We start from the raw sequence: 20,517 nt of genomic DNA on the forward strand, positions 1-20,517 counted from the left end.
CTCCTTTACTTTATTATATATTCGCAAAAAATTTTACTAGCGAAGAACAGGGCAAAAAATAGGGAAGTATATAAACTTCCCCGCTGAAATACTGGAAGTAGATCCCCATAAAGCTCCCTTTAGTTATATGAACAAGTATTTATATCCCTTAAAAGCCGCCCAGATAAGGTCCACAAGGCCTTTTTCAAGATCTGCATAAGCCTCACCAGCTGCATTAAATTTTACGGTGAACACATTACCCTCAATCCTCAGCTTAAAGACTGGTTCTTTGCCGTCTTCGATTAAAAGGAAACCGTTATTTTGACTGTTGGCAAAGTCTTCTTCATTCCAAAAGAGGGTTAACTTATCCTTATAAGGGGCACCATCATAGGGACAAAATGTTGCACAGTTTCCGCATTCATTACACATTCCATCTACGTGAAGGATCTGGTTTAAACTCTTAAGGTTTTCGCTTTCCACTCCTATAGCGATGTTGGCTCTATTGGGACATACCTCCACGCAAAGATTACAAACAAAACCGCACTCCAGGCACCTCTCGTGGTCTTTTTCCTGGAGGGAGTTTTTAAGGAACCCTTTTTTCTGGGTGATCTCTTTAAGCCTCCTTGTCTGGTCAAAGGAAGGCATTACCCTGCTTGATACAGGAGCCATACCCTCTTTCTCTAGAATAGCCCTTGCCACCTTGCTTCCATCAGCAATGGCCTGAACTATGGTGGCGGGGCCCCTGAGGGCATCTCCGCCTATAAATACATTTTCTAGATTTGTTTCATTGGTGGCAGGGTTGACGGCCACCTCCCCCCGCTCATTAACCTCAATACCGTTTTTCTTTAAGATCTCATAATCTACCCTTTGGCCGATGGCAGATATAATGGTGTCAACGGGGATATCTTCAAACTCACCCTCTTTAGGAATGGCCATAAGCCTTCCCGAAGCATCGGGTTCGCCCAGTTCCATCTTTTGACACCTTAACACGCCTTTAACCCAAGAATACGGGGACAAAAGCTCTTTAAGCACAGCTCCTTCCGCCAGGGCAGCTTTTAGTTCCTCTCTATTGGCCGGCATATATTCTTTAGTCCTTCTATAGATGATATAAACCTTTTCCACGCCTTTAACCCTCAAAGCTGCCCTAGCCGCATCCATGGCGGAATCCCCGCCACCTATGACAGCCACATTTTTACCCAGCTCTAAAGCTTCGCTGTTTTTATTAAACTGTTCCAGGAATTCGAGGGCGCCTATGACTTTTTCTCTACCAGTCTTAAGTTCCAAAGGATTAGATTTGGTGGCTCCCAGAGCCAAATATACGTACTTATAGCCGTTCTTCTTTAGCTTATCCACAGAAAAATCGGGATCTATGCCTAGCTCGAACTTGACGCCCGTTCTCTTAATTAGCTCTAGGTCGTTTTCAATAGCTTCCCTGGAAATGCGGAAATGCGGAATAACATACTGTACGGTACCGCCCGGTTTTTCCTTTTGATCAAAGATGGTGACATCCAGGCCGGCCTTGGCCAGGAAATAACCCGCAGCGAGCCCCGAAGGCCCCGCCCCAATAATAGCCACCTTGGCCGGGGACTTTGCTTCCACTTTTTTAAGTTTAGACAGGTAGGCCTGGTAACCTTCTTCAGCGGCCACCTTTTTTAGCTCGCGGATGCACACTGGCTCTTCATAATCAAGGCGGGTACATTTATAAGCACAAAACTGAGGACAAAGGGTTCCTGTTATAAAGGGGAGCGGGTTCTTTTGGGTTATGACTTCATAAGCCTCCAGGTATCTTTTTTCGCCTACAAGCCTTATATACTCCGGAACATCCTGTCCAATAGGACACCCTACGGTACAGGGCGCCACAAAACAATCGGTCAAGGGTAAGGTCTTGGTTATCTTTCTGCCTTTTACCCTTCTCTTCTCTTTATGGTAATTAAGATCTTTAAAGGCGCTAGCCGCCAGTTCTTCCAGTTTCTCCACATCTATAATCTCCTTCTGGCCATCCTCCAAATGATCTTCCAGCTCCTCGGCCATCTGCTTTAGCCTTAGGTAACCGCCAGGCTTTAAGAGAGTAGTGGCTACAGTAATAGGCCATATTCCCGTCTCGAAGATGCGGGCGATATTAAAAGCATCTACCCCGCCTGCGTAAGATACTTTAAGCCGACCGTTAAATTCTGCCGCAAGCTTGTAAGCCAAGTTAATAGTCAAGGGATATAAGGCCCGGCCTGACATATACATTTCCTCGCCGGGCAACTCACCCCTGGTTATTTTTACCGGCAAGGTATTAGATAGTTTTACTCCAAAGAGCCTTTGTTGCTCATTAGCAAAGTCTTGAACCCGTTTTAATAAACCTATACCCTCTCTATATTGGAGATCGTGGGCAAAGGACTCTTCTTTAAGCTGGATATAACTATAGCCCATTTGGTATAGGGCTTCTTTTACAAATTCATAACCTAAAAGGGTAGGGTTCAACTTTACAAAGGTATGGAGCTTCTTCTCGCCCAAAAGATACTTACAAATAGCTTCAATTTCCCCGGGTGGGCAGCCGTGCATAGTAGAAAGGGTGACGGAATTACATATATGAGGCGAAATCCCCTCAATAAATTCTTCATCTACGGCATGAAATCTCTTAATTTCTTCTTTTAAAACCCTCTTGCACTCTTGGAAAATAGGGGTATGGGAAGCATCCTTTAACCCCTCTATGAAGCTATCAACTTTACAAGATTTAATGCCTTCTAAGTTATAGCCCACGCTCATGTTAAATATAAAGGAGCGCAAGTTTACACCATATATTTCCTTTTCTAAAATGTGTAAAAGAAACCAGGCCTTGATATATTCTTCCAAGGCTTCTTCAACGGACAATTCAGTTGACCATTCCACATTGTAGCATTCATCCTCGGCGTTAATGCAAGGTTTGGCCAGCTTAAGTCTATCCAATACCTGGACAGTCTTAAGTTCAAAAAACCTACCCCCACAAAGGTAGGAAGTAACAATATTCTGGGCTAGCTGCGTGTGCGGACCGGCAGCCGGCCCAACTGGGTTTCCTAGATATTCTCCAAATAATTTAAGATAGCCTTCTCTTCTTTTGCGGAAGAATTTCTCCTGGGGTATGCCGAAAATAGTCCGGTATTTTTCATACTCCTCCATTACCCAGTTTAAAAGTTTCCTGAATGGGATAGGCCGCATCAGGTCACCCATCTGGTAAACCTCCTTGATATTAAGAAAGTAGAGAAAGTATCTCTAAAAGTTAAGCAAAAGATTTGCTCAGTAATACTTAAATTCTACCTATAAGGGTAAATTCCTGCTTAAAAATATTAAATTCAGGCTGCCCATGGACCTTCTCGAAACTATTAAAGCAGTCCTGGCTTAAACCCTTGACTTTACAGGTTTCTATTCTTACTATAGCAGTAAGATTTATCCCCAAGGAAGGTGGTGAAGAATGATTATTACAAGACTTTCCTCTAAAGGATAAGTAGTACTTCCTAAAAATATTAGGGAACAACTTGCTTTAAAGGAAGGAGCAGAACTTAAGGTGGAGGTAATTAAAGGTAAGATAGTCCTCGAACCCTTATTTTTCACATCGGAACCGGGATGGCATCGCTGGAAAGGTGTCCTTAAGGGAAGTAAAGTATTAGAAGAACACCTGGCAGAACACGCTATCGAGGTGGAGCAAGAATGATAAAGGTCAGGCGCTAGCTATATAAATAATCTAATGGCTAAAGCCGAGGAAAAAGCCCTAGAGATACTAATTTCAGCTATCAACATTGGTGAAATATACTACCGCCTTGTAAAGAGCGGTTACAATCACCTGGCGACTGCTTTTTTGTCAGATGTTAAGAAGCGGAAATTCCCTTGGAAAATCGTCCCTGCCAGTAACACTCGGGTTTGGCATGCAGCAAAGCTAAAAGCCCAATATAGAATGTCCTACGCGGATGCTTTTGCTGTTGGTTTAGCTATAGAGACCGGTGGTCAAATTGTCACCCGTGACCCAGAAATTATAGAAGCTAGTAAAGGAGCCAATTTTATTATAGACAAGATACTTTAGAGTAAAGGGCCTTGAAAGCTTAAAAGGGGCAAAAATGAGCTCTAGCAACCCCATTAAAAACAAGGGAAGCATATAGCTTCCCTTAAAAAATACTGCATGAATTATATAAACCTCAGGCGCTACTTAAAAATAAACCCGTAATAGTCTTTCCCTACCCCTTCTTTGACTATCCCCACTGTAGCCTTAACCTTCATACCGAGCGCGAGTTCCTCCTTATCCACCTGGCCTGCCACACGCACCCCATTGGGGAACTCTACAATACCAAAGGTTAGCCAGGGTTTCATAAAGCCTTCTGGCAGGTTATATACCCTAGTATAAGTAACTAAGGTACCCTCTCCCTCCAGAGGAACAGGCTCAAACTCTCTTCCCCCGCATTGGCGGCAAACTAACCGGGAAGGATGGTAAAGCTTCCCACAATTTGTGCACCTATAAGCATACATCCTTTGTTCCATACTTAACCATCCTCCCTCGTAAGAATCGTAGCTATTACGTTGTTACCGAAACCTCCGAAGTTGACAGCCAAGGCATTTCTGGCTCTCTCTACCTGGCGGCCCCCGGCTTCACCCCGTAACTGGCGTACAAGCTCCACTATTTGGGAAACCCCGGTGGCTCCCAGAGGATGCCCCTTGGCTTTGAGTCCCCCAGAAGTATTGATAGGAAGTTTCCCTCCTACCTTAGTTTCCCCGCGCCGCACGGCCAGATGGCCTTCTCCCTTGGGGAAGAAACCTACTTCTTCGGAGATGGCAATTTCGAGTATGGTAAAGGCATCATGCAGCTCGGCCACGTGGATGTCTTGCGGCCCCAAGCCAGCCATCTGGTAAGCCCGCTCGGCGGCGAGCCTTACGGCCAGCAAATCTGTAGGAACTTCCCGTTCGGCTACTACGTGGGTGTCGGTAGCCTGCCCGATTCCAGCGATCCTCACCGGTCTTTTAGAGAAGCGGTCAGCTACATCCATAGCGCATAACACCAGGGCGGCAGCGCCATCAGAAACTGGACATACGTCGTAAACCCGCAAGGGCTCGGCTACATAAGGATTGATGACGTGGGCATCCTCATCTTCAGTAATGGCCTGGAAGTTGGGCACAAGGTGAATATGGGCCACCGGATTGTGCATGGCGTGCTCGTGATTCTTTACAGCCACCATGGCCAGGTCTTTCTCGGTAACCCCGTATTTTTCCATATAAAGCCGGGTAAACATGCCCGCGAAGGCGGGGAGGGTAAGCCCATAGATATATTCGGCCTCCGGGTGAAGCATGGTGGCTACAAAATCCGTGGCCTCCCAGCCAGTGACCACCCGCATAAGCTCCCCGCCTACCACCAAAACCACATCGCACATCCCGCTGGCGATGGCCATATACCCCAGCTTCACCGCTGAGGCACCGGAAGCTGGTCCGTTCTCCACAGTTTCCGCCATAGCAGGTTGCAGGCTTAAAGTATCTACCAGGGCGGAGGCCACGCTGCTTTGGCGGTTAAGGATACCGGCCCCCATGCTGGCCACCAGCACTTGATCTACACCATGGCCTTTCCCGGGCTTAATCCCAGCATCATCCAGGGCTTCCAGGGCGGCAGCACCCAGCATCTCTATAAGGGAGCCGTCCCACCGGCCAAATTTAGTATGGCCCACACCTACAATACCAACTTGTCTCACGAAAGTTTACCCCCTTAGCGCCGGAAACCGGGGATCTGAGGATAGGTGGAAGGGAGGATCAGCTTCTTGGCTGTCTCCAGCATCTCTGGCGGCACGGGCCGGCGGCCAGTACACTTCATAGGCTTATGCTTCTCCCACAAAGCCTTGGTCAGTACATGGGTAGGCACACCACCAAGTTCGTGCCATATTTCCGGCCGGTACTCGAGCTCATATTCGATCATCCAGCGGCGGTAACCGATGGGGCTTTCGGCCACAATGTATACTTCTTCCTGGCCTAGATAATCGAAATGATATTCCATCTTAGCGGCGAAGAGCTGGGCTCCGATCCTTAGGCCTCTCTTGATGGCTAGAGTATGGTAGGACATCCCACGCTTTTCGTCTACCAGCCGACCATTAACAATACCTACTATCTCGCCGTCGATGGTCCCTACCAAGACGTACTCATCCTTAACACGGTACCGGTAATAGCCGAGGAGTTCAGCGTACAACCGTGCCGCAACGATATCATAAAAGTCTTTTTCCACAGTTATAAGCGGCCTGACAGCTTCCAGAAGGCGCGGGATATCTTCCCGACCCACCTGGTGGACTACCATTCTCTCGCCAGAGGCCAAGGTAATATATTTGGGTGGATAAGGTGGCATAGGCGTCTCCGGTGGCCTTAGGGATTGTTCTAGCTTATCAACGAGCATGGTCCATATTCCTCCCTTAAGCAATTTATAGTTCTACTTTAAATAATTAGCCCTGAAAAGCCTCAAACCTTTGTGGAATTTCTATAAAGTTGGTAGGTAGCGTTTTTAGGAACCGGACCAGCACGGAGAGAAAAACACAGGGCATTTTCGGCCGCAAACCTTTGCCAAAAGGCATTCCATTCGGCATAGTAGAAAGTAGCAGGAAACTCTAAGGCGGGGTGAATACCCCGCCTATCTCAGTGACTACTCGTTATCTTGGTGCCTTCTGAGTGGCTGTTTTTGACAGCAGGTATTTCTTCATTTAGCAGGCCGAGGCTGTTAAATAGATAAGCCACCAGGCTTATAACAATGCCCACAACCGCAGCCAAGGCCATACCTTTTAGCTCCACAGTGCCGATCATTATCTTGGCCCCGCTAACGCCGAAAGTAAAGACTACGGCCGAAAGCACTAGGTTAAAATTCCGGGAATAATCTACCGCTTGCTCCACTATCATCCGGAGACCGGCCGCCGCTATTACACCGAATAGCAAGATACATATACCACCCATAACTGGTACAGGTATGGCCTGAATGAGAGCCGCCAGCTTACCAACTAGAGAAAGGATTATGGCAATAATAGCCGCACCCCGGATTACCCAGACAGCATACACCCTGGTGATAGCCATTACCCCGATATTCTCTCCGTACGTGGTATTGGGAGGCGATCCAGTAAAGCCAGAAAGCATATTAGAAAGCCCATCACCTAATAGTGATAAATGCAAGCCAGGATCCTTAACTAAGTCTCGCCCTGTAATATTAGCTGTCACAATGAGATGCCCGATATGCTCAGCTAGGACTACCAGGGCAGCAGGGAAAACTATAGCTATAGCATTGAGGTTAAATACTGGGGCATGGAAAGTAGGTATCTTAAACCAGGGAGCATTAGCTATAATACTTACATCCACCATTCCCCAAGCGAAAGCCAAAACGTAACCTGCAATCACCGCGATAAGGACAGGGATGACCTGGAGAAAGCCCCGGAATACCAAAGAACCAAATACTCCTACCGCCAGGGTAAACATAGAAACTGTTATAGCTTTGGGATCTACCTTGTCGCCTACTAAGCCAGCCATCTGGGCGGCCACGGGTGCCAGCTCCAACCCTATTACCGCCACTACAGCACCCATAACGGGAGGTGGAAGTACTATATCTATCCACTTGGTCCCTGCCCACCGGATGATAAACGAAACGATAACAAAGAATAGGCCAAAGAATATATAACCGGACTGGGCAGCATTATAACCATATTTGGACATTATCAAAAAAGTTGGGGCAATAAAGGCGAAACTAGAACCTAGGTAAGCTGGTATCTTACCCTTGGTAACAAAACTATAAATCAGAGTCCCTATTCCGTTCATAAGGAGCGCAATAGCCGGATCGATCTTAAACAAGAAGGGTACTAGGACAGTAGCACCAAACATAGCTAGCAAGTGCTGGAGAGAAAGAGGGATGGTCTCTAAGACAGGTAATTTTTCCTCGATCTGGATAATCCGCCGCGCCATTCCTTAATTCCTCCTTACGTTTTATCTTTTCTCAATTATGGAGATAAACACACAGTTTATAAAAGGTTTTCACCACCCCCCCTTTTCTTGCCCCACTAATCACTACCGTAAGGTTTTAGATAATCAGGGAACACGGTGGGACTTAAAAGTTTCCAAGCCCACCGCGCTCCTCAATTGATTACTGTTTACACTTTTCTTGCCAGGCAAGGTAAACCTTCTCAGCAGTTAAAGGCCCCTCTAACATCTCTAGACCAATGGCATTGGCCAAGGCATTGGCTACGGCTGGTGCAACAGAGATCATGGGATGCTCAGCCACACCTCTTGCACCATAGGGGCCATCCAGTTGGGGGGTCTCCACAAAGTATACTTCCATCTTCCTAGGTAAATCCTTAACTGTAGGTATTTTATAATCCACCAGGTTCCTGGTCAGAAGCCTACCCTGTTCATCGTAGATTAGATGTTCGGAAAAGGCCGTCCCCAGTCCCTGAACAATACCGCCAATGACCTGCCCCCTTACCAGGGTTTCATTCAACACCTTTCCAACATCAAAGGCGGAGACTACCTTGAGTACCTCGATATCGCCAGTATTGGTGTCCACTTCAATTTCCACCGCATGGGCGCCATAGGTCCAGTCCAGCGCAGGTAGCCCCTGTCCCGTTTCCGGATCAAGGAAGGTCAACCCCTGGGCTATATATTTACCCCTACCGATAAGGGGGCCACCTACGGCGTTACCGTTCTCATAGGTATAACCAATGGCCAGTTGGCGATAACTCAATCTCTTGTCCGGGTGATGCCTTAAGAATATTTCTTCCTGGCCGAACTCTAGCTCGTCCTCACTACAACGCAGTATGGAAGCCGCCAGGCTCCGCATCTGCGCCAGGAGATCATCGCAGGCCCGGATAAGGGCATTCCCAGCCATAAAGGTCAGCCGGCTGGCCACTGTCTGCCAGTCATAGGGCGCTGTCTCCGTGTTGGTTTCCCAAACCATGCGGACTTTCTCCAAGGGAAGGTGTAACCGTTCCGCTACAATCTGGGCCAAAGTAGTATAGGTGCCCTGCCCATAGTCAATGCCTCCTACCAAGACGTGTACCGAACCGTCTTCATTCATCTTTACTATGGCAGAAGACGCTGTCCATGGTGGCATGGCCGGGGCTTTGTGTAATACAGCTACACCTATCCCACGGTACTTGCCTGTTTCCTTTTCCTTGAGCTTTTCTTCCTCCGACTTAACCAAGGGCCACCCAATTTTTTCCGCCACAATGGCCAAACACTTATCCACTCGGCCTGTATTTTCGTAAATTTTCTCTCCCGTAATGGTCACTGAACCTGGCTTGAGCAAATTTTTCATACGGAACTCAACGGGATCCATACCCAATTCCTTAGCAATTAAATCCCGTTGGCGCTCTATAGCCCATAAGAATTCAGCATGGCCAAAGCCTCGGTAGGCCGTACCGAAGACGTGGTTGGTATAAATGGTGTAAGAATCTATCTTCACGTTCTCCACTTCGTAAGGCCCTACACCTGAATATCCTGCCGCCCGCCCGATGTTCACCCCGTAATCAGCATAGGCACCAGCATCCCAAAGATATTCAATTTCCTCAGCTATAATCCGGCCATCTTTAGTAACGCCCGTTTTGATTCTAGCTACCAGACCCTGCCGGCACGGTAGGGTAGAACATTCTTCTTCCCTGGTGGCCGTAAGCTTAACAGGCCGGCCGCCGGCTGCTTTAGAAAGACAAGCTACCAACGCCTCTAAGTGAATCCCCGCCTTCCCACCGAAACCGCCACCTACATAAGGTACAATGACTTCAATCTGGCTCCGGGGGATACCTAAAGCCACACTCATTAAGTCCCGAACAGCGAAGGGTGACTGCGCACTGGTCCATACCTTTATACGGTCCCCTGCTGACCACTTAGCGATGGTCACATGGGTTTCCAAAGGCACATGGAAGACCTGGGGTTGGTAAAACTTGTTCTCAACTATTAAATCTGACTTGGCAAATCCTGCTTCGACATCACCCTTACGTACTTTAAAATGATTAGCTATATTAGTTCCCGGTTTAGGAAAATAAACACCTTTAATCCAAGAATAAGTCCCTAAGTCCTCATGAACTAAAGGAGCATCCTCTTTTATAGCTTCCTCTACATCTAATACAGCGGGTAAAGGCTCATATTCTACTTCAATAAGGTCTACCGCCTCTTGGGCCGTATCCAGGTCCACCGCAGCCACCGCCGCTACCGGTTCCCCAAAATAACGTACCTTGCCCACAGCCAGGACAGGACGATCGATCATATAAAGCCCTAGTTTGTAGGGAACATCCTGACCGGTAAGAACCGCCTTCACGCCTGGCAGAGCCCGGGCTCTGCTAGTATCTATGCGCTTAATGCGCGCATGGGCATAGGGGCTAGTCTTTAGTTTGGCATAGAGCATCCCTTGGATCTTAAGGTCATGCACATAAAGGGCTTCCCCAGTTACCTTTTCTACGCCATCAATCCTGGGGATCCCAGCTCCAATTAAGCTTTGGCAGGTCATTTTCTCGCCCCCCTTGCGGCAGCAGCTTTAATGGCCTCGATAATGGGTACATACCCAGTACACCGGCATAAATTTCCTTCAATAGCTTCCTTGATCTCTTCTTCTGTAGGATTAGGATTACGGTTGAGGAGCGCCCTCGCAGCCATGATCATACCCGGTGTACAAAAACCGCACTGTAAGGCGTTATGCTCAATAAAGGCCTTTTGCAACTCGGAAAGTTGACCATCCTTAGCTTCACTCTCAATGGTATATACCTCAGCCCCGTCCGCTTCTATAGCCAAGACTAGACAGGAGTTTACTGCTTTCCCGTTAAAAATTACTGTACAGGCTCCACACTCCCCGGCGCCGCATCCCTCTTTTGTCCCCGTCAAATTTAACTCTTCGCGGAGGAGCCATAAGAGAGTTTTATCAGGTTCCACCGCTGCGGTAACTTCTTCCCCATTAACTTTAAGCGTAATAAGTTTCTTCATAACTTAAACCCCCTCGCTGAGAATACCCAGCACCTGACGCAACAAATACCTGGCCATAGCCAGCCGATATTCCCTGGAAGCCCTCTGGTCACTAATGGGGTCCACCTGCGCCATAACCTGTTCAATGATGGCTTTGGCTTTTTCTTCCTGCTTCAAATCTTCCCGACGGTAAATATCTAGACCCCGGGCCAAGATTGGCGTGGGAGCCATGGCTCCAAGAGCTAAACGTAACACACCTTCCTGGCTCAAGAACCCAGCCACCCCTACTTGAGCCAGGTCATGCCCCTTGATACGGGATTTTTTAAGATAAACGCCTTTCCCTTTAACAGGAGGTATCTCCACCCTCACCACGAGCTCATCAGGTTTTAGGGCATTACGTTTAACACCGGTAAAAAATTGCTCTACCGGTATCTCCCGCCATCCTGCTTGAGATACAACGACCACCCGAGCTCCCAGGACTAGGCTTGCCGGAGCCATATCAGCGGCAGGAGAAGCGTTACAGAGATTACCCACTAAAGTGGCCCGGTTGCGAATTAACGTGTTGGCCAGGCTTTTACCCGCCTGTACCAATATAGGATAATGCTCTACTATAGACTTAGCCTCCAATAGTTGATTGATAGTTACCGCTCCGCCGATGATTAGCCCCCTTTCAGGGGTGTAGCTTAACTCTTGCATCTCCGGAATCTTCTTAATATCTATCAAATACTTGACCTGCAAAACCCTATCCCTTAAATTCACAATGATATCTGTACCGCCAGCAAATATCCTGGCCTCACTGGCATACTTAGATTTAAGCTCAACGGCCTCTCCCAGGCTAGTAGGTCCAAAATATTCTATCCCGGCCAACTTGTGCACCCCCTGTTTATCAAGGCCAGCTGCTTAAATTGTTATTTCTTCTTTTGCAGCAAGACAACCTTCATAATAGTCAACAAAAATGCTAATCGTGAAACTAGATATTTTCACCAACAGTAACAATTAATAAGGTAAAAACAAGAGCCCATATCTACTAAGATGGAGACTTTTTATAAGCCGTACTAAATTTTTTCGTCAAAGGTACGATTTTGGTGTTACTTAACAGATTCGCTATTTCCAGTTAAGCAAGGGCCGATAGAAGCTCCCTGTGTCGCAACCACGAGAAACGAAAGCCCGGATCAAAATTCAAAAAATAGGGAGGTCAGGCGTTTTCTAAGTGCGGGCTTCTCGGTCATAGGGTTTCATCAAGGATTGGGGCGCTTGGGCACCCCGGTAAGCTAGGATAGCGACAATAACTACAAACAAATACGGCACCATTAAAAGGAACTGCGAGGGAATTGTTTTGACCGAGAGTAAAAGGCTATACTGGAGGCCTTCAACATACCCAAAAAGTAAGCCGCCCAGTAGAGTTCTAAAGGGTAACCACCGACCAAAGATGACCAACATCAGAGCAATCCAGCCCCGTCCACCAACCATCATATCCGTATAAGTGCCTGTAAGCATCATGGGAAGGAGGGCACCACCCGCACCGATAAGCATGCTACCGGCGAGAAGAGATAGATAGCGCATAACGAATACATTTACACCCTGTCCTTCCGCTGCGCGGGGGTTTTCCCCACAAGCACGTAGCCTTAGTCCCATGGGGGTGTAAAAAAGGAATAAATGTACCAGTACAGTGATCAGGAATGCAGCATACACGGGGCGAGGCAAGTTAAATATCCACGAACCGGGAAAGGCTGCCCCTCCCTCTGTCCAGCCACCAGTGTAAGTGGCGATCTTGGGCGGGACAAAGCGCAGGCCCACTACCAGGCGGTAGAGCAAAGAAGATAATCCTAATAAGAAAACATATAAGGACAAGCCGGTAGTGAGCTGGGAAGCCCGCAAGGAAATAACTGCATAGCCCAATATAACTCCCACCACACCTGTTGCTACCATAGCCGCTAAAATACCTATTATATTAACACCTGTGTAGTAGGCAAGTAAGAAGCCCACTACCGCACCCAAGGCCATCATGCCTTCTATAGCTACGTTCAAAACGCCCGAGCGTTCAATGAGAAGTTCTCCCTGGGCCGCCAAGAGGCATGGTGTAGAAACGATTAAAGCTAAACTTAAAACATGCTTATCCAGCAAGATCTCCCACATCAAATTGTCCCCCCCTTCTTCATATGGTCAAACGTTCATGGCGTAAGCTGACGGCCTCCATAAGCAAAACAATCAAAACCGCTACCCCTTGCACCATAAAAACAGCACCAGCTGGCAATCCAATACTGCGCTGTAAGGAATCCGCCCCGGCCACCAGTACCCCGAAAATAAAGCTTACCGGAATCAAGGCTAGAGGTTGACCACGGGCCAAAACCGCGATAAGGATGGCCATAACCCCATAATTGGGAGTCAGCCCTAGCAAGACGCGCTCATGCACTCCTGCCACTTCAATGGCACCAGCTAGCCCGCCCAGGGCACCGCTTAAAGCTAGAGCCAAAAACTGAACTCTACGTACAGCAATCCCACCGAATAGGGACGCCCTCCAATTAGACCCCACGGCTCGTATTTCATAGCCCAGCACAGTGCGATACAATAGCCACCAGATGAGAATAGCTGTTAAGATGGCAATAATTACGCCTACGTGGGCTCCTCCTCGAGGTAAAAGCTTGGGTAATACAGCTCCTGGGGTAATAGGAACGCTCACCGCCTCCCCTGTCAGGGGATCGTTCCAGGGACCTGTAGTTAAAAATTCCACCAATAGAAGGGCCACAAAATTTAACATAACTGTAGTAAAAATTTCATTGACACCCCAAACCATACGCAGGATAGCAGCAACTAAAATATATAGAGCCCCTCCCACTAAGCCTGCTATAAGCACAATAGGAACCTGTAGCCACGGAATATTAACTCCACCGACCAGGAAAATTCCTACCCACCCGGCCAAAATCGCCCCTAAATAAATCTGCCCGTCTATACCAATATTAAACACCCCGCCACGCATGCCGATAGTAAAAGCTAATGAAGCCAGTAACAATGGTGTCATTCGGTTTAATGTCTGGGCAATCCCTCCAATACTAAATAACGAATCTTTAAGGGCTGCCTGATAAGCTACCAGGGGGTTGTATCCTAAGCCTATGATAAACAACGTCATAGTCAATAACATCACCAGTAAGGCCCCACCATAAGCTAGGATACCCCATATCAACTTTCTATACGCCTCACCCTTCCTAATCACCCTAACACAAGTTCCCTGAACATTTACTGAGCTTTTCATTTACACTACACCTCTATCTATATCCTAGTCTTACCTAACATGGCTTGACCTATTTCATACCGATTGTAATTAGGGCCGGAGAACTGAGCGACTAGAGAACCGCGGTATAATACTGAAATCCTGTGACAGTTACCCATCAATTCATCTAAATCCTCGGATAGAAGTAATACAGCTCCTCCTTCTTGTGCAATTTGGCGCAAATATTTGTGCACCTGATGAACAGTCCGAATATCCAGTCCCTTAGTAGGATTGGCAGCTATCACTACCGGGTGGGGCTGGCGCTTAGCGGCCGTTACCGCCCGCGCTACCAATACTTTCTGTATATTGCCCCCGGACAAGTAAGCTGTCTGCACATTTACATGGGGAGATTTAATCTCGTACTCTGCAATTGCTTTCCGTCCCAATTCTATAGCCTCCTGGGTACGGAAGCTAAGGCAAGGAAACAACTGCCGGTGTAAACCCAGTACAAGAGTCTCCCAGAGGCTCATATTGGGCAGAATACCATCTCGCAACCGGTCTTGAGGTATTAAACATAGGCCAGCCTTAATCCTCTGGGCTATCGTGCTGGAGGTTATGTCCTTACCGTTTAGCCGGATGGTCCCGGAAGCTACCGGTACAACACCCATCAACACTTCCACCAGTTCCTGCTGGCCACTTCCAGTAATACCAGCAATCCCGTGTATTTCTCCTGCTGCCAACTGGAGATCAATCCCTTGCAAGCCCAGGTGGTCTTTCCCACCCTTAGTAGCCAGCCCGGAAATTTCCAGTAAAATCTCCTCTGATACTGTGTCCAGGCAAGGGGGGTTCTCCTCTAGCATTTCCTTGGAAATATGGCTGTCGCCCATCAGTTGTTGCACTAAAATATCTTCCGTAGCTTCTTCTCGCGTCAGGGTGGCCACTACTCGACCTGCGCGCATTACTGTTAAGCGGTGGCCCAAATACATGGCATCCCGGAGTTTATGGGTAATAAGTATTATGGTTAGACCGCTTGCGGCCAGACTTTTTAGAATCTCAAACAACGTGTCTATTTCCTGGGGCGTTAAAAACGTGGTAGGCTCATCTAAAATCAATACCCGTGCCTTGCGATAGAGGGCCTTTAAAATCTCCACTTTTTGTTGTTGCCCGATGGGTAAACGGTCCACTCGAGCATTCCCATCTACCTCAATCCCCCATTTAGCAATAGCTTGCTGCACTACTTTCCGGTAATATCTGGGGTTTAAAAATAACAGGGAATCTTCACATCCCAAAATAGTGTTTTCCCAGACTGTCATGTTTTGTATTTGCTCAAAATGCTGATGGACCATAGCTATCCCTAGAGCCACGGCATCCCTAGGGGAGCGTAAAACCACAGGTTTCCCGTAGATACGTATTTCCCCCCGATCCGGGCGATAAAAGCCGGCTAACACAGACATTAGGGAGGTTTTACCAGCGCCGTTTTCCCCCAAAATAACATGGATTTCACCAGCAAAAGCTTCAAAGGAAGCATCGGCCAGCGCTTGGACCGTGCCAAAGCGCTTCCAAATCCTCGACAATTGGACCACCGGCTGAGCTGCGGTCACCTCCACCCCCCCCTTACCCAACAACATCCTGGTACATTACCATATCCTTAATCCTTAAGCTCCTTTACCTCGGGTATCTTTCTTTTGCCGCTAGCAACTTCATTAAAAACCTCATTCACCTTCTTGGCTATGTCTTCCGGAACGTTGCGTATGGGGGAAAGGGTCATGCCATTACCTGGTCGCATCTCCTCATAACCGCCCCGGTTCCCTCTTAAGATTTCGTTAACAATACGGATGTACGGTACGTTAAAGTCAAAAAGCAGGGAGGTGGTAAAATTGTTAGGTGCTAATTTGGTCTTATCCGTGTAAAAAGTAGTAAGCAGTACCTTTTTGTTTTGGGCAGCCTCGATTACTCCCTGGGCTCCTAGATTTAATATGATTATAATAAAATCCACTCCCGAGTTTATTTGAGCTTCCGCCGCCTGGCGAGCTTTAACGGGATCGTTATGATCCCCGGTAAAGGTATATAGCACTTGGGCTTGGGGGTTAAATTCGCTTACAGCCTGTTTGACTGCATTTACGCTGGCCGTAAAATCGGGTAACTTAAAACCGCTGATAACGCCGACCTTGTTAGTGCGGGTGGAGAGGGCACCTAAAACACCGTGTACATAGAATCCTTCGTAATATTTCCGCCCTATGTTCCAGACGTTTTTAGGCAGTTCAGGCATGGGGCCAGCCGTCTCCACAATGAAGGAAATATCAGGAAATTGCTTGGCCAGTTTATCCACTGTGGTAACAAACTGTCCCCCATGAAAAGCTATAATGGAATAGCCGTCATTAATGAATCCGCGAGCCACCCGCTCCGCCTCTGCCGGAGGCACCTTCTCTTGATACTTGGTCTCTAAACCCAGCTTTTCTTGTAACGTCTTGGTTACTTGGTACCCCAAAAAGTTATAATCAGCATCTTCCACTGCACCTGGTAATATCATAGCCATTTTAACTTTTTGTGCCTTATTTTGTTCAGGCGCACTGGTTTTTTGTTCGCGACCGCCGGTAGCACATGCCGTTAATAGTAAACCTATACCCAAACAAACTAGCAGGGCCAATTTAAACTTTAATCTTTTTAACATACATATCCCCCTTTCTTTGTACTGTCTCCCCTTAAACCTCTCTTCTTCTCTCAGATTAATCTCGATAGCTTCCTGGAACGTACCAGAGACATTCGGACGCACCACGTCCACAATCATGGTCTTGTCTAAATGAATATGGGGACCAATAAAGCCGGCGTGACTAATCTCCCTTGAGCCTCGCATTTCTAATGATAAGGTCCATATTTGCTCATCCTCCTGTTTTTGTTTAATTTTTATTTAATTCTCAATAATGTCCCATCGTTCCTTGTAAAATAGTTAACAAAACCCTACTAGGAAAGTTAGATACCTTTACTAAATTGCCTGAATAAATTCTTCACTCATCGAGTAGGAAGGTGCGGCTAGCGCCCGTCCTCTCTCACACCACCTAATATGCGGAATCCGCATCGGCGGTTTAACGCCCATGCCGGGCGCACAATAAAAGCCCCCATATCTCATATCTAGTTTTAAAAAATGGGGGCTTGGGCCATGAACCAGGCAGGCGCTTCCACCAACCTAGATTATACCCATATCCTTAAGGCAAGCTATTACCGGCGGGGGAGGGTCCTGAAATAACCATTCAACTTTGAGCCAAAACCCGGAGATTACTTCTGACCGGTAAATGCCGCTGGCGTCGGGTAGTATGGTTTGGTAACGACCATTATCTCCCAAACGATAAAACTCTGCCTGTTGCCGGTCGGGGTCAATAAGCCAATATTCTCTTACACCGGCAGCTTCGTACTCCACATACTTTTCTCCCCTGTCCCGGGCCAGACTTTCAGGGGAAGTAATTTCAATAATCAAATCAGGAGCACCATCCATATAGGTTTCTTTTAAAAGGTGCAATTTTTCGTTACTAACGTAAAGGAGGTCTGGCTCCCGCCCCCGGCGCAAGGTTTCCGGCAATCGGACCAAAAAAGGGGCATCTAAAACTCGCCCCGCTTTTTTATAATATAAGAACTCACGTATAACGCTGTATAAGAAACCCTTAATCTCCTGATGTCTTCTCGCTGCTGGGGTCAAGATAATGACCTCCCCGTCCACCCACTCTGCCCAGGTGTCCTCGTCGCACCAAACCAGGAATTCTTCGAAAGCCATCTTGCCCGGTGGCAAGGGTTTACCTGTATCGTAAGTTAAAGCTGCCTCCTTGATTACTGCGTCCACCCGCTTTATACCCCCTTTCAAAGCCGGGCTCTATTCCGGAGTCTTTGATAGAACATACACTCTCCTGGCCTTTAGTATACCATACATTGTTTTTTCTTTCAGCCTAACACCACTTTTTCCATTCCACTTCTCCTTCCCAAAGCTCCCCGTTTACTTCTCCCAAATAAAAAAAGCCCCCTCTTTATGTACGACAGGGGGCTGAACCTTTTCTATTCTAAGGAGGGAGTCTTTTAACATTAAGAGACTAGCATGAGGGGATTACTCTCGTTTTACTTCTCGTCAAAGGCTACAATCCGGCAGATAGAGGACTCGCCGCCCACAAACCTCCAGGGGAAGCAGCCAATGATGACTCTCTTATTTAAAATCTGGTCAATGTCTCCCCCTACATTTTCAGCATGGATTATATCATAGGGGAAAAGGGCAATATGCATGACTTGGTAATCTTCCGGCGGGAAGAAGTCGTCTAAGCCCTTGCCGTATTTCTCCCGCAGGTACTTGTCCGCTTCCCGGGCCTGCACAGGCATCCACTCGCGGATCTTGGTGTTCATAGGATGGTCGGCCGAGCCGCAGTCTACCCCCAGCCACTTGATTTTCATTTTTAAACACCACTCGGCAAATTCCCGTGTAGGACCCGGGTGCTTGATCATATAGCGCACTTCATCGGCTTCCGGTTGGTCCCAAGCATAATGGTGATATCCTGTATGGATGATCAAGATATCCCCTTCCCGTACTTCCACCCGGTCCATGATATCCTTAGAAGTATAGATCCCATAATCCTCCGCTATGTCGCTCAAATCCACCACTACCCCCGGCCCCACCAGGAAATCCAAAGGCAGGCTGGCGATGTCCTTGCCGTGGGTGCAGAAGTGCAGCGGTCCATCTAGATGCGTACCCACATGGTTGGAAGTAGTAATGAGCTGTCCGTTGGCCCCGTTAGGAGCTAGCCGCTTGAAGAACTTGATCTGCAGCGGTTCATAAGTTGGCCAAGGCGGGGTAAGATGGCTCAGAGGCTGGGTTAGATCATACATCTTTACCTTGTCCCAGAAGGAAAGCATAAGATAAACCCTCCTTAGGATGTTTATTTAATATAGTCCCTAAGAGCCTTATAGCTTTTACAAAAGCCTCCGGCCCCCATAGTGACCAAAAGCAAACAGAAATTTTTAAGATAGCTTTAAGTGTACTGTTCAGCAAAAGCCAACAAGGCCTTCTCAAAACATTCCCAGGGCGGATTGACTAGTCCAGCACCCACCTGGCCTATACCCGGGTCTTTATGGGCGATCCCGGTATTGATCTGCGGTAGAATACCCGTCTCTATCACCTTGCGTATATCTATCCCGGTGGCCGTACCCCGGAAGCCTAATACAGGGATGGTAAAGAACCTGTTTTCCCCTGCCGTGATACTGTACATCTTGCGGGAAAACTCAAGGGCATCTTCTGGGGTACCGCCTACAAACTGTACTATAGGAATGGCCGCGGCCATGGCGAATCCACCCAAACCCGCAGTTTCCGTAATGGCAGAATCTCCTATGTCAGGGTTAGCATCCTCCTCGGTGAACCCGGGGAAATACAGCCCCTTAACCTTTTGGGCAGGCCCAGTAAACCACCGGTCACCCAACCCGCTTACCTTGATCCCGAATTCTGTACCGTTGCGGGACATGACCGTGACTATGGTGCTCTTAGGGATCCCATGGGCCGCCTCCAGCATAGCTTTGGCTGCTGGCATGGAAAGATTAAGGAAAAAGTGGTCATTCCCGTTAATAAATTCCAGAACCCGCCGGAGATCGGAGAGGGGATAACCCGTCTCTAAAATATAAGGAGCGATGGTCCGCATAAACAAAGAGGTGGCCGCTTTATTACGGTTATGCACTTCATCCCCCATATGCAGGGCCTGGGCGATAAGGGATTTTAGGTCCACCCCCCCAGCAAGCTTTATGGCTTTCCCGAGCACAGGGGCTAGAACATCACCCATCCATTTTAATCTTTCCAAAACCTCAGGACTATAGGCCCCATAGCGGAGAACCTTCCCTAAGCCCTCATTTAAGGTACAATAGGCCCGATTGCCATGGGTCTTATTTTCCACTATAAACACCGGCATGGAAGGTGAGACCACACCGGCCATAGGACCGACACTAGAATGCTCATGGCAGGGCGAATATTCTATCTCCCTAGCAGCCAGCCTTTCCGCTTCCTGCGGAGTTTTAGCCCATCCTTCAAAGAGGATCGCCCCTATTATGGCTCCCCTCAAAGGCCCTGACATCCTATCCCAGGTTATGGGGGGTCCTGCATGGAGGAGCATACGCTCCTTAAAGCCTGGTATAACCTCTCCTGCTTTACCGATCCCTATAAGCACCGGCTGGGCGGCATGGTAACGCTCTAAGGCCTGCCGGTTAGCCTCCTCGATATCCTCCCGTCCAATTAGCCTATCTAAAATCTTGATAAGTTCCACCTTGCCCCGCGCCGGTGGCTCCCACCTAACTTGATAGACAGTCGCTCCCTGTTCACGCATAGACCTGGCAAATACTTCACTTCCTAGGTTGACCACTTTAAGCGCCGGCGGCCAGTTGGCCAGGTATGCCATTTTTTGCGCCTCCTTAAG

General features: G+C 47.9%; 16 protein-coding genes and 1 pseudogene. 2 read left to right on the top strand and 15 right to left on the bottom strand.

Annotated features, from left to right (window positions below):
* Positions 1-123 precede the first annotated feature (123 nt).
* Positions 124-3,174 carry a putative selenate reductase subunit YgfK gene (gene ygfK / locus B9A14_RS15460; RefSeq protein WP_084666721.1) on the bottom strand — a complete coding sequence of 1,017 codons (3,051 nt, stop codon included), beginning with the start codon at positions 3,172-3,174 and terminating at the stop codon, positions 124-126.
* Between the two features lie 286 nt (positions 3,175-3,460).
* Here ygfK and B9A14_RS15465 point away from each other — a divergent pair.
* Together B9A14_RS15465 and B9A14_RS15470 are read left to right on the top strand one after the other, a co-directional pair.
* Positions 3,461-3,655: pseudogene (locus B9A14_RS15465) on the top strand (AbrB/MazE/SpoVT family DNA-binding domain-containing protein); the annotation flags it as partial.
* A gap of 33 nt (positions 3,656-3,688) precedes the next feature.
* Positions 3,689-4,021 (top strand): PIN domain-containing protein, encoded by a 333-nt coding sequence (locus tag B9A14_RS15470; protein WP_084666722.1) that lies wholly within the window; start codon positions 3,689-3,691, stop codon positions 4,019-4,021.
* Positions 4,022-4,140: 119 nt separating this feature from the next.
* Here the strand turns inward: B9A14_RS15470 and B9A14_RS15475 are convergent, their stop codons facing one another.
* The 14 genes from B9A14_RS15475 to B9A14_RS15540 all read right to left on the bottom strand — a co-directional run bounded on the left by B9A14_RS15475 (position 4,141) and on the right by B9A14_RS15540 (position 20,499).
* On the bottom strand, positions 4,141-4,473 hold the full coding sequence (locus B9A14_RS15475) for a Zn-ribbon domain-containing OB-fold protein (protein ID WP_084666723.1): 333 nt from the start codon (positions 4,471-4,473) through the stop codon (positions 4,141-4,143).
* A 2-nt stretch (positions 4,474-4,475) separates the two neighbouring features.
* Positions 4,476-5,669 carry a thiolase C-terminal domain-containing protein gene (locus B9A14_RS15480; protein WP_084666724.1) on the bottom strand — a complete coding sequence of 398 codons (1,194 nt, stop codon included), beginning with the start codon at positions 5,667-5,669 and terminating at the stop codon, positions 4,476-4,478.
* A gap of 14 nt (positions 5,670-5,683) precedes the next feature.
* Complete coding sequence (locus B9A14_RS15485) at positions 5,684-6,358, bottom strand: hypothetical protein (protein WP_084666725.1); 675 nt, start codon at positions 6,356-6,358, stop codon at positions 5,684-5,686.
* A gap of 236 nt (positions 6,359-6,594) precedes the next feature.
* Positions 6,595-7,899: a uracil permease gene (gene uraA / locus B9A14_RS15490; protein ID WP_084666726.1), complete on the bottom strand. Its 1,305-nt coding sequence runs from the start codon at positions 7,897-7,899 to the stop codon at positions 6,595-6,597.
* Positions 7,900-8,077: 178 nt separating this feature from the next.
* A complete protein-coding gene (locus B9A14_RS15495; protein WP_084666727.1) occupies positions 8,078-10,432 on the bottom strand; it encodes a xanthine dehydrogenase family protein molybdopterin-binding subunit in 2,355 nt (784 codons plus the stop codon).
* Positions 10,429-10,902: a (2Fe-2S)-binding protein gene (locus B9A14_RS15500; protein WP_084666728.1), complete on the bottom strand. Its 474-nt coding sequence runs from the start codon at positions 10,900-10,902 to the stop codon at positions 10,429-10,431. Before B9A14_RS15500 ends, B9A14_RS15495 begins: the two co-directional genes overlap by 4 nt.
* Before the next feature lie 3 nt (positions 10,903-10,905).
* Positions 10,906-11,748, bottom strand: a complete 843-nt coding sequence (locus tag B9A14_RS15505) for an FAD binding domain-containing protein (RefSeq protein WP_172839185.1) — start codon at positions 11,746-11,748, stop codon at positions 10,906-10,908.
* A 339-nt stretch (positions 11,749-12,087) separates the two neighbouring features.
* Positions 12,088-13,017, bottom strand: a complete 930-nt coding sequence (locus B9A14_RS15510) for an ABC transporter permease (protein ID WP_084666730.1) — start codon at positions 13,015-13,017, stop codon at positions 12,088-12,090.
* Positions 13,018-13,036: 19 nt separating this feature from the next.
* Complete coding sequence (locus B9A14_RS15515) at positions 13,037-14,131, bottom strand: ABC transporter permease (protein ID WP_084666731.1); 1,095 nt, start codon at positions 14,129-14,131, stop codon at positions 13,037-13,039.
* 17 nt (positions 14,132-14,148) lie between these two features.
* The gene (locus tag B9A14_RS15520) at positions 14,149-15,690 is read right to left on the bottom strand and encodes an ABC transporter ATP-binding protein (RefSeq protein ID WP_172839186.1); all 1,542 of its coding nucleotides are present in this window, start codon (positions 15,688-15,690) and stop codon (positions 14,149-14,151) included.
* Positions 15,691-15,737: 47 nt separating this feature from the next.
* The gene (locus B9A14_RS15525) at positions 15,738-16,943 is read right to left on the bottom strand and encodes a BMP family protein (protein WP_084666733.1); all 1,206 of its coding nucleotides are present in this window, start codon (positions 16,941-16,943) and stop codon (positions 15,738-15,740) included.
* A 330-nt stretch (positions 16,944-17,273) separates the two neighbouring features.
* The gene (locus tag B9A14_RS15530) at positions 17,274-17,921 is read right to left on the bottom strand and encodes a Uma2 family endonuclease (protein ID WP_197686530.1); all 648 of its coding nucleotides are present in this window, start codon (positions 17,919-17,921) and stop codon (positions 17,274-17,276) included.
* 269 nt (positions 17,922-18,190) lie between these two features.
* A complete protein-coding gene (locus B9A14_RS15535; RefSeq protein WP_084666734.1) occupies positions 18,191-18,976 on the bottom strand; it encodes a cyclase family protein in 786 nt (261 codons plus the stop codon).
* Between the two features lie 116 nt (positions 18,977-19,092).
* Positions 19,093-20,499 (bottom strand): YlbE family protein, encoded by a 1,407-nt coding sequence (locus tag B9A14_RS15540; protein WP_084666735.1) that lies wholly within the window; start codon positions 20,497-20,499, stop codon positions 19,093-19,095.
* Positions 20,500-20,517 lie beyond the last annotated feature (18 nt).

This window comes from Thermanaeromonas toyohensis ToBE (assembly GCF_900176005.1).
Lineage (GTDB): Bacteria > Bacillota > DSM-521 > Neomoorellales > Neomoorellaceae > Thermanaeromonas > Thermanaeromonas toyohensis.

Coding starts and splice junctions, on each gene's coding strand:
- ygfK (WP_084666721.1), bottom strand. CDS start 3,174: ATGGGTGACCTGATGCGGCCTATCCCATTCAGGAAACTTTTAAACTGG.
- B9A14_RS15470 (WP_084666722.1), top strand. CDS start 3,689: ATGGCTAAAGCCGAGGAAAAAGCCCTAGAGATACTAATTTCAGCTATC.
- B9A14_RS15475 (WP_084666723.1), bottom strand. CDS start 4,473: ATGGAACAAAGGATGTATGCTTATAGGTGCACAAATTGTGGGAAGCTT.
- B9A14_RS15485 (WP_084666725.1), bottom strand. CDS start 6,358: ATGCTCGTTGATAAGCTAGAACAATCCCTAAGGCCACCGGAGACGCCT.
- uraA (WP_084666726.1), bottom strand. CDS start 7,899: ATGGCGCGGCGGATTATCCAGATCGAGGAAAAATTACCTGTCTTAGAG.
- B9A14_RS15495 (WP_084666727.1), bottom strand. CDS start 10,432: ATGACCTGCCAAAGCTTAATTGGAGCTGGGATCCCCAGGATTGATGGC.
- B9A14_RS15500 (WP_084666728.1), bottom strand. CDS start 10,902: ATGAAGAAACTTATTACGCTTAAAGTTAATGGGGAAGAAGTTACCGCA.
- B9A14_RS15510 (WP_084666730.1), bottom strand. CDS start 13,017: ATGTGGGAGATCTTGCTGGATAAGCATGTTTTAAGTTTAGCTTTAATC.
- B9A14_RS15515 (WP_084666731.1), bottom strand. CDS start 14,131: ATGAAAAGCTCAGTAAATGTTCAGGGAACTTGTGTTAGGGTGATTAGG.
- B9A14_RS15525 (WP_084666733.1), bottom strand. CDS start 16,943: ATGCGAGGCTCAAGGGAGATTAGTCACGCCGGCTTTATTGGTCCCCAT.
- B9A14_RS15535 (WP_084666734.1), bottom strand. CDS start 18,976: ATGCTTTCCTTCTGGGACAAGGTAAAGATGTATGATCTAACCCAGCCT.
- B9A14_RS15540 (WP_084666735.1), bottom strand. CDS start 20,499: ATGGCATACCTGGCCAACTGGCCGCCGGCGCTTAAAGTGGTCAACCTA.